Origin of the sequence: Nocardia sp. NPDC056952 (assembly GCF_042674185.1) — a bacterium.
Classification (GTDB): Bacteria; Actinomycetota; Actinomycetes; order Mycobacteriales; family Mycobacteriaceae; genus Nocardia.
The window spans coordinates 252,536-272,100 of record NZ_JBHURA010000003.1 but is presented as its reverse complement, the minus strand read 5'-3'; the positions used below and the strand labels follow the sequence as shown (position 1 = coordinate 272,100).

Genomic DNA, 19,565 nt, shown 5'->3' with positions numbered 1-19,565 from the left:
CGACGTGCCGACGCGCCGGGGCGGTGAGGTACGAGCAAGACCCGCTGCGCGTCGCCGCAGGCGTCTTGACTCTATATAGCCGAATTCAGCAACAACTCCGTGAAGTGACGGGAGCTCAGCAACTCGGGAACGTTCGCCGACTGTGCTGCTCCGCGATCGAAGTGATGACGGGCTGAGACTCGTTGGCTCGGTGGCGATTGTGCTGGGTGGTGATTGTGCGGGAGCTGCGAACACCGGCCACGCGCTCGGTCGCGGTAGCTCGAAGAGTCGTTCGCCCGTCGAGAACATGCCTCGGATGCCGGAAGTGTCTGGGGTGCAAACGGTTCCGTCTCGTGACACCTTGAGTACGCTGGCATCACCTCCAGCTCAGGGGCGGTACGGGACCTGGTCTCCGTGCCGTGCCGGGAAAGGAGGTGGTGGGAGATGGCAAAACATCGCCGGGACATGAAAGAAGCCCCGGTCGACTACGGTCTGCTGCTTGCGACAGCTTCCGTGATCGCCGGGGCTCTGTTCCTGGTCAGCCGAGTTTGGCGGGCTAGCTGATCCCATCAGGGTGGGCCGTCGCTCCAACGGCGGTCCACCCGCTCGACATCACTCGCGTGATGCGTCTGATTGTACTTGACATAGAACACTTATCTACTTGACATAGAACGCCTATCTAGGTGGCTAGGAAACATCCATCTAGGTGAGCTAGCCGGTCAGCATCGATCGTCGGTGTCGCAGCGCGTGCAGCCAATCGTTCAGCAACATCACCGGTTCGCCGCGCGATGATACGAGTCTCAGCAGTGTTCCGATCGCACGCCAGCTGGACAACAGTCCATGCCAGGTCGGCTGTCGCGGATTGGACGGCATCGATCACCTGCGGCCCCTCGGCCCGCTCAAGTGGGCTGGTGCCCGTCCAGCTCAGGGGCTGTGACAGATGGGGCAGTCGTCTCAAGCGGCGACAAGGCGTGAGGTGTATCCGGCCTGGACGAGAGATTCGTACGCGGCGATCACATCAGACGGTATGTCCTGCTCGATGGCCCAATCGTTTGCCGGATACGTCCAAAGACGTTGCGTATCGCCGACGAGCCCGACCGCCCGACGCAGGTTGCTGGATGGCCGATGCCGGGGTGAGCCTGCACCTGCTCCAGAAGGTCGCGGGCCATGCCGACAGTCGAACAACTGAGCGATACCTCCACCCCGACCGGCGGGAGGTCACCGATGCCGGCGACAAGCTCTCGAACCACCTACGGTCCCGTTCTGGTCCCGCTCTCCGCATTGTTGGCTAACAGAAAAACCCTCTCCGACCAAGGTCAGAGAGGGTTTTCTACTGTCGGGCTGACAGGATTTGAACCTGCGACCACCTGGCGCGGGTTCCAGTTGTCCAGAACTTACCCATCAGTGCCCAATAGTACTCAGCACCAGGCTTGTTCACGAAACGACCGTTCTCAACGATTCCCATGGATTCGCGTTGATTCCGGTCAAAAGTGTGGAGTTTCTGTGGGGCGCCCCCATCTTGCTCCACCAGCACGCGGTAGAGCGATTCCTCGACGCAATGGGCGCCCCCACGGCCGCCGCTTCGGGTCGACGAACCGACCAGCCGCTCCCTTGAAGCTGCCGAATCGGCCGTGGCTAAACTTCCGCTGGTCGGCTTGCCTTTAAAACTTCCGCGAGGGGACCGAGCATGCAAGGATCAGTTGGGTCCCGTGCGAACGACCGCGAGCACAATGGCGGCGAGAGCTGCGAATACGATGCCGCCGAGCAGGACCATGGCGCCTGCGAGACTCAGGTCCTCCCAGGCCAACAAAAGTGCGGTCAGACCCGCGACAACGACGAACGAGTCGACACAGATCGAAATGATCGCGATGGAATCTCGAGCCGACTTCGCGAGGATCCAGCTGATTACACCGTGCACGACGAACGCGACACCCAAGACGACCAGGATCGCCGTCGCGGCTCCCGTGCCTGGCGAGAATCCGCCGATGAGAAAGATGAGGAGAACCAGACCCAGCAGAACCCTGAGACCAGCGATTCCCCGAATTATCCGCACAACGCCCGCGGAGCGTTCTGCACCGACTGGAGCGACGGATCCGGCCTCGAAGGTTTCGTCGTTCGCCATTGAAGACACTCCTCAATCCTGAATGTTGAGTTGTCGGCCTCGGGTCGGCGCCGAATCCGGACGGCGCCAAGAAGCGATATCCCGCGTGTCGTAGTGCGAAAAGCAGCATACCGCAACGGTCCGGCTACCACCTACCGTTGTGGCATATCGATAGCTGCCAGCCGTAACGTGACCCGATGGCTCCAGCCGAGTGACCGAGCGGGTCCACGCGCCTCAGTCCGCCTTGATGGCAGCCACGCCCTCTGCGTAGGTCGTGACGCGAAACTCCGGAAATGCCCGCTTGAATTTGTCCGAGACGAAAATATTGTCCACTTCGTATCGCGGCAGCAGCTCCCACAGTTCACGCACGCCTTTGTTGAACAGCCGAGCGACGAAGAATACGGGCCGTTTCATGACCGAGTAGTCGATTTTGCGACCCCAGGACGCAGAGGCAAGCTCGATCAGACCCCGGTACGTCACGCGGTTGTCATCGCACGGCAGATGCCAGGTCTGCCCGTAGGCCGACGGCGTGTTGCCGATCAAGGCCATGGCACGGCTGGCGTCCGGCGTCCAGATCAAGGTCCGCAGGGTGTCGTCGCGCAATGGAACGCGCGACTTCTTGCCAACCGGGATCGGATCGAACACCAACGCGTTGGTGAAGCTCTGCGTCTTGCCCGGCCCATAGAACTCCGGCGCGCGACAGATGACCGCCTCGACCCGACCCGCGGCCATGGCTTCGAGCAGAATCGTTGTCATTTTCGCCCGGGTGTGTGCCTTGCTCCCGGCCGGGGCGAATCGCGTCTGCTCGGTCTGCGACTCCCCGGTCATCGGATACATGTATGTGTTGTCGAAGAAGACGAGCTTGGCACCGTGCTTCTCGCACGCCGCGATCGTGTTCTCCATCATCACCGGGAGCTGATCCGCCCACAGCTTCGCGTCGGGCGGTAGACCTACGGTCAGGTAGGCGATCTCGCTGCCCGCGACAGCATCAGCGGTCTGCTCGGCGTCCATGAGGTCTGCCGCGACCAGCTCATCGGTGTCGTGCAGCCGTTCGGGGCTGCGACTCACCAGCCTGATGTCCTTGGTGAACCGCCGATGGAGCTCGTGAGCGAGCTCAGTCCCGATCTGTCCGTTTGCTCCGAGGATCGTCTGCACGGGAGGGAAACCTTTCGATTGCTGACAATTGCCAAGACGCCACAGTAACACCAATGTAAGCGCCATCAACATTACGTGGGCAGCGACACAATTCTGATCCCTGAAGCACACCGCGCCGCCGACAAAGCCGACTGCTGATCGCCGCTCGGTGACCTACTGGGCCCGGACAGCCTCTTCAACCCGTTTGCCGAGGTCGGCGTCGACGTTCTTCCAGTACTCGAACGCCCGGGTCAGCACCGGTTCACGGACCCCAGCAGCGATGTGGCCCGCGATGTTGTCCACCAGTCGGGCCCGCGCCGCGTCGTCGAGGACTTCACGCACGAGGGTGCCGGCCTGGGTGAAGTCGCCGTCCTCGGAGTGCTGGATGTAGCCGGCGCGCACCATCTCCGGATCGAAGTTCCAGTCGCCGCCGTCGCCTGCCCGAGCGGGGTCCGCGTGCGGGCCACCGTAGGAGTTCGGCGCGTAGACCGGAGTGGCTGCGTCGTTGTGGAAATAGCGCATCGCTCCCTCCTTGGAGTAGGTGCTCACCTCCGCGGCGCGCGCCTGGTTGGGTGGCAGCTGGGCGAAGTTTGTACCGATCCGGTAGCGGTGGGCATCGGCGTAGGCGAAGACACGGCCCAGCAGCATCTTGTCCGGCGAGTAGCCGATACCGGGTACCAGATTCGACGGTTCGAACGCGGCCTGTTCGATGTCGACGAAGAAGTTGGCCGGGTTGCGGTCGAGGGTGTATTTGCCGACCTCGATCAATGGATAGTCCTGCTGCGACCACACTTTCGTCAGATCGAACGGGTTGAATCGGTAGCCCTCGGCCGCCGAGAGCGGCATGATCTGCACTTTCAGCGTCCAGCTCGGGAATTCGCCGCGTTCGATGGCCTCCCACAGATCCTGCCGGTGATAGTCGGGGTCACTGCCGGCGAGCCGGTCGGCTTCTGCCTGGGTGAGGAACTCGATCCCCTGATCGGTCTTGAAGTGGTATTTCACCCAGAACCGTTGGCCTTCGGCGTTGACCCACTGGTAGGTGTGCGAGCCGAACCCGTCCATGTGCCGATAGCTACGGGGAATACCGCGATCTCCCATCAGCCAGGTGACCTGGTGCGCCGATTCCGGGCGCAGGGTCCAGAAGTCCCACTGCATGTTGTGGTCACGCAAACCGTTGCCCGGCAACCGCTTCTGCGACCGGATGAAGTCGGGGAACTTACTCGGGTCGCTGATGAAGAAGATCGGGGTGTTGTTGCCCACCAGGTCGTAGTTGCCCTCACTGGTGTAGAACTTCAGCGCGAATCCGCGCGGGTCACGCCAAGTATCGGGACTACCCTGCTCCCCGGCGACGGTGGAAAACCGGGCCAGCGATTCGGTGACCGAGCCGGGCTGAAACAGCGTGGCTTTGGTATAGGCGCTGACATCGCCGGTGATCGTCAGCTTGCCGAACGCGCCGGCGCCTTTGGCATGCACTACCCGCTCCGGCACCCGCTCGCGGTTGAACTGGGCGAGTTTCTCGATCAGGTAGTGGTCGTGCAACAGCAGCGGACCCTGGATTCCCGCCGACAACGACGCGTCGTCGCTCTCGACCGGCACCCCGGTATTCGTGGTTGTCGGCTTGTCCATCTCGAACCTCCTGCTGGTAGGTCGATCGGGTACATCTCTGCGAGACGTTGCTCCATGATGCCGCGAAATCGTGAACGGACCCGGCGCCGACGGAAAAACCTCGCGGGGTGTCTCTCGTCGGCGCCGGGCTTTCCGGTCCCTCGGCTCCCCGGCTCAATGAGGATTCGAGGGCGCGACGAGCCGCTCGGGCGAAGCGGCCCGCGGAAATCTCCCCACTTTCGTGGTGTTTTCTAGTGGTCGATTCAGTTCAGCGCGTCGCGCAGCGCATCTATCGCCAGCTTGCGAGCAACATTGGTAGCGGGTGCGTCGCGGAGACTGTCCAGCAACAAGAAGTCGTGAACGGTGCCGCTGACTCGGACCGCGGTGACATCGACACCCGCCTCACGCAGCTTGTTCGCGAAGAGCTCGCCGCCGTCTCGGAGGACGTCGGCCTCAGCGGTGATGACCAGGGTAGGAGGCAGACCGCGCAACTGATCGACACTTGCCTCCAACGGTGACGCGTACGGCTCGCGGCGAGCATCCGGGTCCGTGGTGTAGGCGTCCCAGAACCATTTCATTCCGTCGCGGGTGAGGTAGTAGTGCTCGGCGAACTGGTGGTAGGAAGGCGTGTCGAAGTCGGCGGCGGTGACAGGGTAGAGCAGCACCTGCGCTTTCAGCTCGATCCCGCCTCGGTCCTTGTTCATCTGGGAGAAGACCGCCGACATACATCCGCCCACGGATTCGCCGGTGACGGCGATGCGAGAGGTATCGAGCCCGTACTCACCACCGTGCTCGAGCAGCCATTGCCCGACGGCATAGTTCTGTTCGACCTGGGTCGGATACTGCTTTTCCGGTGCCCGGTCGTAGACCGGGAACACCCCAGCGGCCCCCGCGCCGACCGCTAACTCACGGAACAACCGATCGTGCGTGTTCTCATCACCGAAAACCCATCCGGCACCGTGAATATAGAAGACGACCGGCAGGTCTCCCTGGGCATTCTTCGGTCGGATGATGCGAGTTCGCACAGTCCCCCACTGGCCCGCGTCGACCTCCACCCACTGCTCGTCGACCTCGGGCCGGGGAACGCTCGGATTGTTCTGCAGATCGGCCAGGATCTGTCGCCCCTCCGCAGGGGGAAGTTCGTAGATCCGTGGATGCGGATCCGTCGCTTCGGTCAGTTCGCGAGCCGCGTTCTCGAGGTAAGGGGTGATCTGCGAAATGGTGTTCGACATCGCTTTCCTCTCCAGTGGGTCAAGGCGTCGTCGGTCCGATGCCGCCTGCGGGTTCGGTGCCCGTTACTTCACGCTAGGCGGCTCGCTAGCATGGCGGCTATGGGCGCACGCGACACATTGTGGGGCAATCACGACATCACCGCCGCCGACTCCGAGATCGCGCTCGTGGCGTATCCCGACTGCCAGATGGCGGCTGTCTTCGGGCTGACAGATGTCTTTCGGGTCGCCGGCGAGCAGGCGCAGACCTGCGGGAATCCGCATGGGAACATTCGGGTCAGTCATTGGAAAGCCGACGAGCACGGCGTCACATGTACCTATGACTCGAGACCGGGTGCCCACCATCGGCCTACACACGTGATCTTTCCGCCCAGTCTGATCGCGCCGGAGCACATGCAGGCTGTCGACCCGCTGCGCCGCTGGGCCCTCGCGCTCCGAGCGGACGGGGCGGTGCTCGGGGCGCTGTGCGCAGGGGTGTTCGTTCTCGCCGAGACCGGAGTGCTCGACCATCGACCCGCGACCACCCACTGGGCGTTTGCGGACGAATTCGCGCGTCGCTTTCCGGCAGTGAAACTCGACGCGACACAGATGGTTATCGACGAGGGCGACATCATCACTGCCGCGGGAATCATGGCCTGGGTGGATCTCGGATTATCGTTGGTCGAGTCGCTGTTGGGGTCGAGCGTTATGCTGCGGACTTCACGATTCATGATCGCCGATGCACCTCGTCAACAGCAGACCCCCTACATGGAACTTCTCCCTGCACCGTCCAGTAAACATGCTGATGTACAGGTGCAACTTGTCCAGGAGAACATCCACAGTGAGCTGAGCCGGCCGCTGTCGGTCGAGGCCCTCGCTCGTACCGTCAGCATGCATCCGCGAACCCTGCAGCGAAGATTCACGAAGGCCACCGGAATGCCCATCACGGAATACATTCAAGCGGCGCGACTCGAGCAAGTAACGCACGACCTGGCCGTCACCGACCATACATTCGAGCACATTGCGCAGTCCGTCGGCTACGTCGATACCTCCACGCTCAGAAAGCTCATCCGACGTACGACCGGCCTGACTCCAGCCGAGTATCGGCAGAAATTTCGTGCGCCGAGCACTCGAACTCTCTAGGACACACTCGAAAACGGCGGGTCACGGAATTCGTCGGTGGAATTCGAGAATCGCGTCCAATGTGGACTTCGGGTCCTCGACCTGCGGGTAGTGTCCGATGGCAGGCAGCTCGACGATATCCGGATTCGGCACCAGGTCCCGATACCGTTCGACCATGTGCGCACCCGAGATCGGGTCGGCCAACCCATCGATGAGCCGAATCGGTACACGCGCCGTGGCGAGCGCGCCGACCCAGCGTTCCCGGTGCTGGCGGCGTTCGCTCATATATCGAATGAGCCTGTGCCCATTGCGGTGACCGTTCTGGTTGCTGTACAGCAACCAGAACTGATGAAGGTCTTCTTCAGCGGGAATGGTGTCCGGCGCGAACACCGCGGACAAGCTGCGGGCGAAGGCGCGTTCGTTACTCACCGCGCTCACCAACGGCCCCAGCGGGCTGATCAGCAGCTTCTGCAGTAGCCGGGGACGGTGGGTCTCAGGGAACAGTCCACCGTTGAGCAGACATACCGATTCGACCACCAGCGATGCGTCACCGGCCTCGCGTCGCTCGGCGTCACGTGCCAGCAGTTCCTGAGCTACGGTGTCGCCGTAGTCGTGCGCCAGGATGTGGTATCGGTCGATTCCCTGTGCGCGAAGGAGATCCTCGTGCATATCGGCTTGGTCGAAGATCGAGTACGGATGGTCACGAGGTTTGGCCGAATATCCGAAGCCGACCATGTCGGGGGCGATCACACGGCCGAAATGGGTGCACAACCCCGGCCACACCCCGTGCCAATCCCATGACGCTGTGGGGAATCCGTGAATGCAGAGCAACGCCCTGCCTGCACCGGCACCGCCTTCGACCACGAAGATCCGTCGTCCGCGATGAACAATGTATTGGCCGCTCGTACGCCAGGATTCGAACTCGTCGGTAGTCATCAATCTCTCGATACCGACCCGGTCACCCGGGTCGAGCCATCACAGCAGGGAGGCGACTTTCTTCGCCGTTTCCTTGGCTGATCCGGGGTTCTGTCCGGTCACGAGGTTGCCATCGATCACAGCGTAGGAAGTGAACGGCAGCATACCCTTCTCGTAGAGGGCACCACGCTTCTTGATCTCTTCCTCGGCGTTGTAAGGAACCAGTTTGTCCACCCGGGCCAGGACCTCCTCGTTCCAGGCGAAGCCGGTGAGCTTGCGGCCGGCGACGAGGTACGTCCCATCGGACAGCTTGGTGTTGAGCAGTCCGCAGTAGCCATGGCACACCGAGGAAACGATGTTGCCACGCTCGAAGATTTCCCGGGTGATGCGCTGCAGTCCCTCGCTGTCGGGGAAGTCGTACATCACCGCGTGCCCACCGGTGAAGTAGATGGCGTCGAAGTCGGCCGAGTCGATCTGGTCGGGACTTGCGGTGTTCGCCAGCAACGCCATTCGTTCCGGATCGGCGTGCCATGCCTTCGCGGTCTTGTCGTAATTCGGGAACTTGAGCGACCGCGGTTCCAGCGGACAGGGGCCGCCGGCCGGGCTGACCAGAGTCTGCTCGAATCCGTGCTGTTCGAAGACATGCCACGCATGGGTGAGCTCGGACAACCACAACCCGGTCGGGTGCGACGGGTCGTCGAAATCGGCGACGTTGGTGACGACATTCAGGATGCGCTTGGTCATGCGTGATCTTCCTTCGCAGATAGTCGGTGCCGGTCTCGGCCGAGCTCGTCTCAACGGATCTCTGGTACGCACACGCCGACTAAGTGTGCACCCTGCCACCGCTCGCAGGCGACCTCCCGAAAACCGAACGCATCGATCGTGTCGCGGCCGTTGCCAAGACTGCCGACACTGCGACTATCCCCGCGGCAATCGCGAACGCAGTGGCATAGGAGTCTTTGATGACCGGTGCCACGACGAGCGGACCGAGCATCTGCCCGACAGCGAAGACCGAGGTCAGCGCTGCCGCCGAGCGAGGTATCGGAAGCTGCTTGCCGGCATCGACGGCCAGCATCACGATGGCCATGAACGTCGCGCCGAACGCAATCGCCGCGATCAGTGCTGCCGCCGTGCTCTCGCTCAACGCCGGTGCCGCGATGCCGACGCATTGAACGATCAAGGCGGCTACGAGAGCTCGGCCGGTACCGAAGCGCCGGGCCACCGCATGCCAGATCATCGTCGCAGGCACTGCGGCCACGCCGACTACGGCCCAGAGCAATGCCCCGGTCGAGGAATTCCCTCCATCGTGCGCGGCCACGGCCGCTACCAAGAACGTCCCCACGATGATGTAGCCGAGACCCTCCGCGAAGTACGCGCTCAGCAGCAACCGCCAGGCCCGCCGTACATTCGGGTCCCGGTCGGCTCGACTCGTCTCCAGAAGTGTCTGATCGCTCGACAGGTGATTGTCGGATTCGTTGCGTATATCGAGGAGCCAGGCCGGGGCCAGCAGCAACGCAGTCAGGACTGCCGAGCCCACCCACAACCCTTGCCAGGACAACCAATTCCCGGCCACCAGGGTGAACACGCCGGTGATCGCGATGCCGAAGCCCACGCCGGCAAACGCGACCCCCATCGACGCGCCTTCGCGTCGATGGTGGGCCACGGTGGCGGCACAGGCGATGAATATCGCCGCGCTGGCTATGCCTGCGGTGAAACGCAGCCCCGTTTGCCACAGCACCTGCGCCGACATCGCCATAGCTGCCTCACTGGCGATCAACACCAGCGACCAGGCAATGAAGGTGGCTCGCCGACTCAGGTGCGGCATCCGCGTCAGCAGCACCGCACCGACGAGGTAGCCCGCGTAGTTTCCGGTAGCGATGAGCGCGCCCTCTCCGGCGCTGATCCCCGCGGAGGCGGTCATTATCGGCAACAACGGCGTGAATACGAAACGTCCGACGCCCATGGCCGCTGCCAGTCCGGCCGCCGCAGCGACACCGACCCGCGATCCAGAAAGGCCCGCGGCGACGGTGGGTGGCAGAGCAGTTCGCGTCAAGGTCACCACTGCAAAGCTACGGCCATTCCGCTCGAGTGGAAAATACCCATTCATCATGGGGTATACGCTGAACGTATGGATTTGCAGATCCGCCATCTCGAAGCATTCGTCGCGCTGTGCGAGGAAGGGACGTTCACCCGTGCGGCCGCACGGGTGCATGTCTCCCAGCCTTCACTCAGCCGAACGATCCAAGAACTCGAGCGAGTGCTCGACTGTGTCCTGATCGATCGTTCCGCGCGCACGCCCGGGCCGACGGCCAGCGGTGAACTGTTCCTCCGGCGTAGCCGCGCCATCCTCGCCGACATGACCGAGCTACAGGCCGAGATGCGAGCACAAACCCAGGTGCGTGTGGGGTTCGCTTGGTTGCTGCCCAATGACTGGTTCGCAGCCACCCGCGAGCGCTACGAGCAACTCGGCGGGCAGCTCAAATTGCTCCGTAGTGACAACCCGACGGCGGACCTACGTGACGGCGCCGTCGATGTCGCTGTCGTGCGCAACGTCGGCCCGGTCTCCGGTTCGATCAGCTGGCGGCCCATCGGCGCCGAAAAGCGCGTACTCGCGGTGTCTGCCCGGTCCTCCCTCGCTCGTACCCCGGGGCTACGCTGGGCCGACCTCGCCCACCACCCGCTGGTCATCAACACCGAATCGGGTACCACCACTCCCGATTGCTGGCCCGACTCCGCCCCGGGCCGCGAGACAGTCACCTGCCGCAACCTCGATGAGTGGATCGAACTGATCGCCGCGGACCGCGGCATCGGCGCCGTCCCCGCGCTGGCCGCCCACCGCGCTCCGCACCCCGAAGTCGTCTACCGGGAACTACCGGACATACCCGACTCGACGCTCTACCTCGGCTGGCGGCGCACCCCAGAACCCTCACGATCAACTCGGCGTTTCCTCGACGCCGCCGTTGAACTGCTCGACCCCGATCCATCTACCAGCTGATCTTCGACGCAAACCGTCAGAGTGCCGTCGGGCGACGGCATCTGCAGAATTCCGGCCGTTGATCTGCTGATGCATCACCGACCGGTCCGAGCGGCCTACTCGGTACGCCCGATCAGCCCGGCTGCAACGTGGCAGCGGCGGCACGGATGAACGCCATCGCCGTCTCGATATTGCCTGGTTCCGCTTGGTGCGTCAGCTCACCGATGACGCTCGCCACCGTAGCCGCCAGCATCCGTGGGGCGAAATCATCAGGACTCCAACCCTGCTCTTCGGCCAGGAGCCGGGCTCCGTCTTGGATCACCTCGGTCAGTCGACCGCGACAGAGGCCCTTGAGCTGTGGATTTGTCTGCAACATCCGGTCGTGAAGTTCGTCGAAACCGTCTCGCGCGGCTTCCTGCTCGCGAAGCCACTGCTCCACCGTGTCCAGAATCCCCTGCCCACTCGGACGGGCGTGAAGCGCTCCAGCCAGTTGGTCGACGTAGGCAGTGAAGTGTGCCATCGCCAGTTCGAGCTTGGTCGGGAAGTACAGAGTGACCGTTCGCGGCGACACCTCCGCCAGCTCGGCGATGTCGGCGATGCTCGTGGCATCGAAACCCTGGTCTGCGAACAACTGATAGGCCGCAGTGAGGATCGCTTCTCTGCGCCGCGCCTTACTGCGTTCCCGGAGACTGCCAACTGCCATCTCGCGAGATTACCACCAACAGCCAAATTGCAGTCCAATGTAATTTTGCGTTACGCTGCAATGGGCGAGGGTGTACGCCCCTGCCATCCTCGCCCCACCAACTCCTCCGAATCAGTGTCTCGACCAGTAAGGACTGCAACGATGGCCTCACGCCTATACGCCTTTGCGCGCTGGATGGTTCGCCACCGCCGCTGGGTGATATCCGCCTGGATACTTCTCCTCGCCGTCGTGGGTGGCCTGGGAGCAGCGCTGCACGGAAAGACGTCGACAGAGTTCAGCGTCCCCGGCGTCGAATCACAGCAGGCACAGGACCTGCTGAAGGAAAAGTTCCCCGAAGCCGCCGGTGGTGTAGTACGCATCGTGGTCGCCGCCCCGAGCGGAGCGTCGATCGCCGACCCGGCTCAGCGGCAACTGCTCGACCACACGCTGCACGAGGCCGCGACGGTGCCGGGTGTCGTCGCCGTGTCCGAACCGACATCGGTCGGCGCGGTATCGCCCGATGGAACCATCGCCTACGCCGATGTCCGATTCACAGACGAGGCTTCCGAGGTACCCGAATCCGCCAAGGAAGCTCTCGCCGAAGCGGTGCAACCGCTGCGAGATGCCGGAATGCAGGCCGAACTCGGCGGCTCGGCCATGCTTCCGCAAGCCGAGGCCGGTGGCCCAGCCGAATTGGTCGGCGTCGCCATCGCCTTCATTGTCCTCGCTGTCGCGCTCGGGTCACTCGTCGCCGCGGGGCTGCCACTGCTGACCGCGCTTCTCGGCGTCGCCGTCGGCGTACTCGGCACGATGTTCGTATCCCGGTTCGTCGAGATGACGGGCACCGCGACCGTGCTCGCGCTGATGATCGGATTGGCAGTTGGCATCGACTACGCACTGTTCGTCATCTCCAGACATCGCGAGCAGTTGGCTGACCCACACATGCCGTGGGAGGAGTCGATCGCGCGAGCCACAGCCACCGCGGGCAGCGCCGTCGTGTTCGCCGGAGCCACTGTTGTGATCGCACTTGCCGCGCTGGCCATCACCGGCATCCCGTTCCTGACGATCATGGGCCTAGCCGGGGCATCGACAGTGCTCATCGCAGTCCTCGTTGCCATCAGTCTGCTGCCTGCCGTGCTCGGCGTGTTCGGCGAGCGCATGCGCCCGCCCCCTCGCACACCGCACAAGAACCGCGCACCCGGAGCTTGGGGCATGGCATGGGCGCGGATGATCACGCGCAGGCCCGTCGTTGTGCTGATCATCGGCGTCGTGGGACTGCTGGCGATCGCCCTGCCCGCCCGCGACCTGCGTCTGGGCCTGCCCAGCTACGCCTCTCAGCCCGAGTCCAGCACACAGCACCAGAGCTACGCCCTGCTCACCGAGGGATTCGGGCCCGGATTCAACGCCACCCTCGCCGCGGTGGTCGATACGGAAGGCATTCCTCAGGATCAGCGGCAGAGCACCATGCAGCAGTTGCGTGCCGCGCTGATCTCTGACGAGAACGTCGCCGCTGTCTCACCTCCGGTACCGAATGCCGCGGGCAGCATCGCGGTGATGTCGGTCGTTCCGAAGTCGAGCCCCGACGCAGAGGAGACAACCGAGCTGGTCCACCGACTCCGCGATAAGGCCCCGCAGGTCGCCGACGCAGGCGGTGAGCTGTACGTCACCGGCCAAACAGCGATGGCTATCGACGTCGCGGGCAAGCTGGGCGGCGCACTTCCGCTGTTCATCGCCATCATCGTCATCCTGGCTCTGCTTCTGCTGACTGTCGCCTTCCGATCAGTGCTCGTGCCGGTCAAGGCTGCACTGGGGTTCTTGCTCTCGGTCGGCGCAAGCCTGGGTGCCGCCGTCTGGGTTTTCCAACAGGGCCACCTCAACGGCCTGCTGGATGTGGCGGCCGCCGGACCGGTTACCAGCTTCCTTCCGATCCTTCTCACCGGCGTGCTCTTCGGGCTCGCCATGGACTACGAGGTATTCCTCGTGAGCCGGATGCGTGAGCACTACGAGAAGTCCGAGGATCCGGCCGAAGCGATCGCTTACGGCGTGTCCCACAGTGCCCGGGTGATCGTGGCCGCTGCGCTGATCATGGTCGCGGTGTTCGGCGGCTTCATCTTCAACGTAGATCCGATCATCAAGTCCATCGGATTCGCTCTCGCCTTCGGCGTCTTCGTCGACGCCTTCGTGGTTCGCATGACTCTCGTGCCCGCTGCCATGGCGTTGCTCGGTCGACATGCGTGGACCATGCCCCGCTGGCTCGGCCGACTGATTCCTGACGTCGACATCGAAGGGACGCGTCTTCCCGCGCTGGCAGCCACCGATCCCGCTGCCGGTGCGAGCGGCGAGTCCACTCACACCGGCAGCAAGGAATCCGTCCGGGTCTGACACGGACTTCGCGGACGCGGATCCTGCCGGTCGCGATCGCCGGATCGGCATGAGCGCACCTCGCCCGTACCTCCCGCCAGAAGCAGGAGGTACGGGCGTTCGGCACACTGCCGACCCGCGGCCTCAGTGCTGCGCCGATTGCTACTACGCGTCCGGTTCCTGATACGGGTAGAAGTGATCTGTGGGCGGTACGAATGTCTCCTTGATGGAACGCGAAGCAGTCCAGCGCAGCAGATTTTGTGGAGTGCCGGCCTTGTCGTCGGTTCCCGACGCGCGAGCACCGCCGAACGGTTGCTGCCCGACCACCGCTCCGCTCGGCTTGTCGTTGATGTAGAAGTTTCCCGCAGTGAACCGCAGCCGCTGCATCGCCGCGCTCACCGCCGCGCGATCGTCAGCGATGATCGCACCGGTCAACGCGTACGGACTTCCCTGGTCGACCACCGCCATGACGTCGTCGAACGCGGACGGCGCGGAATCGTCGAAGACATGCACCGACAACAACGGCCCGAAGTACTCGGTATGAAAGGCTTCGTCGGTGGGATCATCGCCGAGCACCACAGTCGGATCGATGAACCCCCTGGCTGCTGTCATAGGTACCGCCGGCGGCGACGGTCAGTCCAGTTGTCGCCTTGGCGCGGTCGATCGCGGCCGACAGCTTCGCAAAGGCACGGTCGTCGATCACCGCGCCACCGAAGTGGGTGAAGTCGGTGATGTCGCCGTAGGTCAACGCCGATACCTTGCCGAGAAAATCATCTGACATCTGTTGCCAGACCGAACGCGGGATGAACGCGCGTGAGGCCGCCGAACACTTCTGCCCTTGATAGTCGAAGGCACCGCGCAGCAACGCGGTGGTCAGGACTGCCGGGTCTGCCGAACTGTGTGCCAACACAAAATCCTTGCCGCCCGTCTCCCCCACCAGGCGCGGGTAGCTGCGGTAGGTGTCCAAGTTCTCGGCGACTGTGCGCCACAAGTGTTTGAACACCGCGGTGGACCCGGTGAAATGGATGCCCGCGAAACCAGGGTCGGCGAGCAGGACGTCGGAGATCTCCGGGCCGGGTCCGTAGACGAGATTGATCACCCCGGCCGGCAACCCGGCTTGCTCGAGCAGAGTCATCGTCCATTGCGCAGCCACGGCCTGCGTTGCCGACGGCTTCCACACCACCGTGTTCCCCATCAACGCCGGCGCCGCCGGCAGGTTGCCCGAGATCGAGGAGAAGTTGAACGGCGTGATCGCGTAGACGAATCCCTCGAGGGGACGAAAGTCCATCCGGTTCCACACGCCGGGTGACGACTGCGGCTGATCGGCCAGCAGTTGTCGTGCGAAGGCAACGTTGAACCGCCAGAAGTCGGCCAGTTCGCACGTATCGATCTCGGCCTGATACGGCGTCTTGGACTGCCCGAGCATCGTTGCGGCGTTGAATATTTCGCGATACGGCCCGGTCAGCAGATCCGCTGCCCGCAGGAACACCGCCGCACGCTCATCGAACGACATGTCGCGCCACATCGGCGCCGCGGTAGCAGCCGCTGCGACAGCGGCGGAGGCCTCTTCGCCGGTCGCCTCCCGACCCGAGCCGAGAACCGCGGAATGCCGGTGCGGCTGCACGACATCGAACGGGGTGCCGACGCCACGAATATGCCGACCGCCGATTACGTGAACAAGTTCGAGAGCGTCGGCAGCGACCTCGTCCAGAGCAACCCGCAGCCGGGCTCGTTCCGCGGTGCCCGGTGCGAACGATCCGACCGGTTCGTTGAGCGGTGTCGGAGGGGTGGTGACAGCATCCATCGCGTTACTCCCATCGTGGGCACACAGGCCTCGGAAGGATCAGCTGGCAGACAAATACCGAATGAGCATAACCCGAGCTACTGCAGGTGACGGTTCGCGACAACCACCGCACCCTGGCCACACCCATCGGCCGGCAAGCCGATTCGGACAGCGCCCAGCACGGAACTCGGCCATCGACGAACTCCCGGCAACTAGCCATTAGCCATCAGGCGAATACCATCTCGAATCACTGGAATGTATTGCGTCAATTCAGCTACTAACCATTAGCCGTTCGGCTACCCTCACGACCATCATCATGCCGCTGCCGAGCGGCTCGCAAGGAGGCCGAGGGATGTCGTTGGATCTCGATCGTTTGTCCTTTGAACCGCTGACACCAGTCGCATTTCTCGAACGCGCGGCAGCGGCACACGGGGACAGAGTGGCGGTCATCGACGGGGCTCGACGGTGGACCTACACCCAGTTGCACGATCGGTGCACCAAGCTCGCGGGTGCGCTGGCGCCGCTCGCGAACGGACGACCCGTGGCATTCCTGGCCCCCAACACCCATGCCCTCCTCGAGGCGCACTTCGGTGTCCCCTGGTCCGGTGTCCCCCTCGTCGCGATGAACACCCGTTTGGCCGCCGCAGAGGTCGCGTACGTCCTCGAGCACGCGAAAGTCTCTGTCGTAGTGGTCGATCCGATCTACCGTGAGCTCGTCAACGATGCGCTCGCACACGTGGGTAGCCCCATCACCACGGTGGTGATCGGCGAGCAGTACGAGCGCATGATCGCCGAGGCCGAGCCACTGAAGATCACGCCGACAGACGAGCGATCACTGCTGTCGATCAACTACACATCCGGAACCACGGGGCGGCCGAAAGGTGTGATGTACCACCATCGCGGCGCCTACCTGCAGGCCCTGGCCATGGTGGGGCACACCGGGTTGTCACCATCGGCGGTACATCTGTGGACACTCCCGATGTTCCATTGCAACGGATGGAGCTTTCCGTGGGCGGTCACCGCCGCGAGCGGCACCCACGTGTGTTTGCCCAAGGTCGATCCGGACGAGGTCTGGCGCTTGATCGGCGACGAGGGCGTCACACACCTCAACGGCGCACCGACCGTCCTGTCGATGCTGGCGTACGCGCCCGCGGCGCATCCGGTCATGACACCGGTGCGGGTAGCCACCGGCGGCGCTCCGCCCAGTCCCGCCATTCTGCGCAGGATGGGCGAGCTCGGATTCGACGTCACACACCTCTACGGGCTCACCGAAACGTTCGGACCGGCGATGATCTGTGACTGGCGACCCGAATGGAACGGGCTCGACGAGGGTGCGCAGGCGCGCCTCAAAGCCCGCCAGGGCGTGGGGAACATGATCTCGTGTCGAGCCAGAGTGATCGACAGCGACGGTTCGGATGTGGCCGCCGACGGTAAGTCCATCGGCGAAATCGCGCTGCGTGGAAACAATCTCATGCTCGGATATCTTGATGACGAGGACGCGACGCGCGCGGCGGCGCCCGATGGCTGGTTCCGCACTGGAGACCTGGGCGTCGTTCACGGCGATGGATATATCGAACTTCAGGATCGCAGCAAGGACGTCATCATCTCGGGCGGCGAGAACATCGCGTCGGTAGAGGTCGAGCAAGCACTGGCCGATCACTCGGCGGTGCTGGAGGTCGCGGTGATCGCTGTTCCCGACGAACGATGGGGCGAGGTTCCCGCAGCCTTCGTCGTGCTCCAGGACGGTGCGGCGGCAACAGAATCCGAACTCATCGAGTTCGTTCGGCAGCGGCTGGCGCGGTTCAAGGCGCCGAAGACAGTCACGTTCGGTGCGCTGCCGAAGACTTCGACCGGCAAGGTGCAAAAGCACATCCTCCGCGACGCCGCGTGGGCCGGCGTGCAGCGACGAATCCAGTAGGAATATTCAGGCGACGCCCACCAGTCGGAGAGCGAAATCGACATACTGCCAGACGATTTCGTTCTCGCTGAATTCTCCATCTTCACGGAACCAGACGGCCACCCCCATACCGAGGTCGAGGATTGCGTAGGAAGCGATCCGCTCCGAGACCACGCGAAATCGGCCGGCGGCGACCCCGTCGGCAACCAGCAACCGGAACATCCGTTCGTACTCCGCACGCCGTAACAGCACCTCGGACAAGTTCGGCTCGGTCAAACTCCGGATCTCGCGGGTGCCGACGAATGCTTCCATGCGATGACGGGCATGGTACCGAATGTGTGCCTCGACGGCGCGGCGAAGCCGTTCGGTGGGATCGTCGGTGCCGGCGATGGCGCTGCGATGTTCTGCCAGCAGTGCATCCATCGTGTCGATCATGATGCCGGCCAGCACTTCCTGCTTGGATGCGACGTGCTTGTACAAACTCGGGCCGCGAATACCGACCCGGGCACCGATTTCGCTCATCGAGGTGGCCTCGTACCCCTGCGCAACGAACAGCTCGAGGGCCGCGCCACGGATCGCGCTCGCCCGCACACTTGCTGTTCCGATCATCGGAAACTCCCTTCGGCTATCGGATAGTAGCCTCGAGACCAACCTGTTCGATGCCATACCGCCCGACCAAGTCGGATGGGCAATCGCCGATAGAATCCGTGCGCCGTCGCACGGGCCGGTATCCGCCGAGCGGCTAGCGCACGATAGCCCTCACACAGAGGGCTCCCCCAGCTCACCCCGCGGGGCGAACCGCCGTCGTCTCCCTCGAGGCCGACTGGTCAAGGCCCGTCGTGCCGAGCAATCCGAGTGCGAACTGCCCGTAATCGGCAGCGATGCGCTCCGGGCTGGACATACCTCCGTCCCTGAACCATTGCGACAGCGACGTACACATCGTCGAGATCGCCCGCCCGGCATGCCGGGGACTATCGGTCGAGAAGTAACCCCGCTCGACACCATCGGCGATTTCGGCATCCAGCAGTCGCTGCAAGTCGTTGCGGAGCGTGGTGATCCGCCGCCGGTTCGCCGGCTCGAAGCTGCGCATTTCACTGGCGCCGATCAACGCGAGCTTGCGCCGATGCATGTGGAACAACGCCAGCGCCTCGACCATCAGCTTCAGCCGCTCGACAGGTGTTGCGCCCTCGTCCCGGGCCGCAGGCACTCGAACGAAGAGTTCGGACATCGTTATGTCCAGGCACGCCAGGAGCAGGTGCTGCTTGCTCCGATAGTGGTGATACACGCCAGGAACGCTCAACCGCGCTCGGGTTGCGATCGAACGCACCGTCGATCCGTGATAGCCCTTCTCGACGAAATCGTCTATCGCAGCACGTAATACAGGATCGATCCGCAGCGGCTCGAAGGAGCGCCAGCTGGAACCGCTCCGATCGGCAGGCACACGCGAGACCGCCGCGATCTCCGGCGCCTGCGAGTCCGAACCCGGATCGCGCGCGACATCGAGGAGCTCCCATACTCCGGTGTCCAACGCCGCCGCGATGGCATGCAATCTGCCGATGTCGACCCGGGTCTTTCCGTTCTCGATCGCGCTGACCGTAGCCGGACTCACCTCGATCCGGGAGGCGAGCTCGCGCAGCGAAACTCCGCGTCCGGATCGCGCTCGCCTGATAGCACTGCCAACATCGCCAGGAGAAGAGGGAACAAAGGGCTCCGACATCGGTTCAGAATAACTGAACACCTGAACAAACTCCACAATACGACGATGCCTGTTCAGCATTGACCCAGAGAATCTTTGGATGCCACT

Annotated in this window: 14 protein-coding genes and 2 pseudogenes; 6 read left to right on the top strand and 10 right to left on the bottom strand. The window is 63.5% G+C overall.

All coding sequences use genetic code 11. The annotated features are described in order from the left end of the window. Positions 1-1,666 precede the first annotated feature (1,666 nt). Positions 1,667-2,104, top strand: a complete 438-nt coding sequence (locus ACFTS5_RS12880) for a hypothetical protein (RefSeq protein WP_378630475.1) — start codon at positions 1,667-1,669, stop codon at positions 2,102-2,104. A gap of 210 nt (positions 2,105-2,314) precedes the next feature. Here ACFTS5_RS12880 and ACFTS5_RS12875 read toward each other — a convergent pair whose 3' ends face one another. From ACFTS5_RS12875 to ACFTS5_RS12865, 3 genes are all read right to left on the bottom strand, one after another. Then, positions 2,315-3,235: an NAD-dependent epimerase/dehydratase family protein gene (locus ACFTS5_RS12875; RefSeq protein ID WP_378630473.1), complete on the bottom strand. Its 921-nt coding sequence runs from the start codon at positions 3,233-3,235 to the stop codon at positions 2,315-2,317. Between the two features lie 153 nt (positions 3,236-3,388). Further along, entirely contained in the window at positions 3,389-4,840 is a 1,452-nt protein-coding gene (locus ACFTS5_RS12870; protein WP_378630470.1) for a catalase, read from the bottom strand. A 242-nt stretch (positions 4,841-5,082) separates the two neighbouring features. Beyond that, a complete protein-coding gene (locus ACFTS5_RS12865) occupies positions 5,083-6,051 on the bottom strand; it encodes an alpha/beta hydrolase (protein ID WP_378630468.1) in 969 nt (322 codons plus the stop codon). Positions 6,052-6,150: 99 nt separating this feature from the next. On the opposite strand from ACFTS5_RS12865, the gene ACFTS5_RS12860 reads away from it, so the two are divergent. After that, complete coding sequence (locus ACFTS5_RS12860) at positions 6,151-7,170, top strand: GlxA family transcriptional regulator (RefSeq protein WP_378630466.1); 1,020 nt, start codon at positions 6,151-6,153, stop codon at positions 7,168-7,170. 21 nt (positions 7,171-7,191) lie between these two features. Here the strand turns inward: ACFTS5_RS12860 and ACFTS5_RS12855 are convergent, their stop codons facing one another. The 3 genes from ACFTS5_RS12855 to ACFTS5_RS12845 form a co-directional block, all read right to left on the bottom strand. Further along, a complete protein-coding gene (locus tag ACFTS5_RS12855) occupies positions 7,192-8,085 on the bottom strand; it encodes an alpha/beta fold hydrolase (RefSeq protein ID WP_378630464.1) in 894 nt (297 codons plus the stop codon). Positions 8,086-8,124: 39 nt separating this feature from the next. Beyond that, positions 8,125-8,808, bottom strand: a complete 684-nt coding sequence (locus ACFTS5_RS12850; RefSeq protein WP_378630462.1) for a type 1 glutamine amidotransferase domain-containing protein — start codon at positions 8,806-8,808, stop codon at positions 8,125-8,127. 79 nt (positions 8,809-8,887) lie between these two features. After that, positions 8,888-10,213 carry a YbfB/YjiJ family MFS transporter gene (locus ACFTS5_RS12845; RefSeq protein WP_378630460.1) on the bottom strand — a complete coding sequence of 442 codons (1,326 nt, stop codon included), beginning with the start codon at positions 10,211-10,213 and terminating at the stop codon, positions 8,888-8,890. Here ACFTS5_RS12845 and ACFTS5_RS12840 point away from each other — a divergent pair. Next, positions 10,193-11,059 (top strand): LysR family transcriptional regulator, encoded by an 867-nt coding sequence (locus ACFTS5_RS12840; RefSeq protein WP_378630458.1) that lies wholly within the window; start codon positions 10,193-10,195, stop codon positions 11,057-11,059. The two genes, ACFTS5_RS12845 and ACFTS5_RS12840, sit on opposite strands and share 21 nt — an antisense overlap. 112 nt (positions 11,060-11,171) lie before the next feature. On the opposite strand, the gene ACFTS5_RS12835 is transcribed toward ACFTS5_RS12840, so the two are convergent. Further along, positions 11,172-11,741, bottom strand: coding sequence for a TetR/AcrR family transcriptional regulator (locus ACFTS5_RS12835; protein WP_378630456.1), 570 nt, complete (start codon positions 11,739-11,741; stop codon positions 11,172-11,174). 141 nt (positions 11,742-11,882) lie between these two features. On the opposite strand from ACFTS5_RS12835, the gene ACFTS5_RS12830 reads away from it, so the two are divergent. Further along, positions 11,883-14,102, top strand: coding sequence for an MMPL family transporter (locus tag ACFTS5_RS12830; protein WP_378630454.1), 2,220 nt, complete (start codon positions 11,883-11,885; stop codon positions 14,100-14,102). 144 nt (positions 14,103-14,246) lie between these two features. Here ACFTS5_RS12830 and pruA read toward each other — a convergent pair. Then, positions 14,247-15,885, bottom strand: a pseudogene (pruA, locus tag ACFTS5_RS12825) (L-glutamate gamma-semialdehyde dehydrogenase). 295 nt (positions 15,886-16,180) lie between these two features. On the opposite strand from pruA, the pseudogene ACFTS5_RS12820 reads away from it, so the two are divergent. Then, a pseudogene (locus ACFTS5_RS12820) lies at positions 16,181-17,338 on the top strand (AMP-binding protein); the annotation flags it as partial. Next, positions 17,336-17,782, top strand: coding sequence for a hypothetical protein (locus ACFTS5_RS12815; protein WP_378631438.1), 447 nt, complete (start codon positions 17,336-17,338; stop codon positions 17,780-17,782). The pseudogene ACFTS5_RS12820 and the gene ACFTS5_RS12815, both read left to right, overlap by 3 nt. Before the next feature lie 6 nt (positions 17,783-17,788). Here the strand turns inward: ACFTS5_RS12815 and ACFTS5_RS12810 are convergent, their stop codons facing one another. Both ACFTS5_RS12810 and ACFTS5_RS12805 read right to left on the bottom strand, forming a co-directional pair. Beyond that, the gene (locus tag ACFTS5_RS12810) at positions 17,789-18,370 is read right to left on the bottom strand and encodes a TetR/AcrR family transcriptional regulator (RefSeq protein WP_378630452.1); all 582 of its coding nucleotides are present in this window, start codon (positions 18,368-18,370) and stop codon (positions 17,789-17,791) included. Between the two features lie 172 nt (positions 18,371-18,542). Next, the gene (locus tag ACFTS5_RS12805; protein ID WP_378630450.1) at positions 18,543-19,538 is read right to left on the bottom strand and encodes a TetR family transcriptional regulator; all 996 of its coding nucleotides are present in this window, start codon (positions 19,536-19,538) and stop codon (positions 18,543-18,545) included. Between the last annotated feature and the right edge of the window lie 27 nt (positions 19,539-19,565).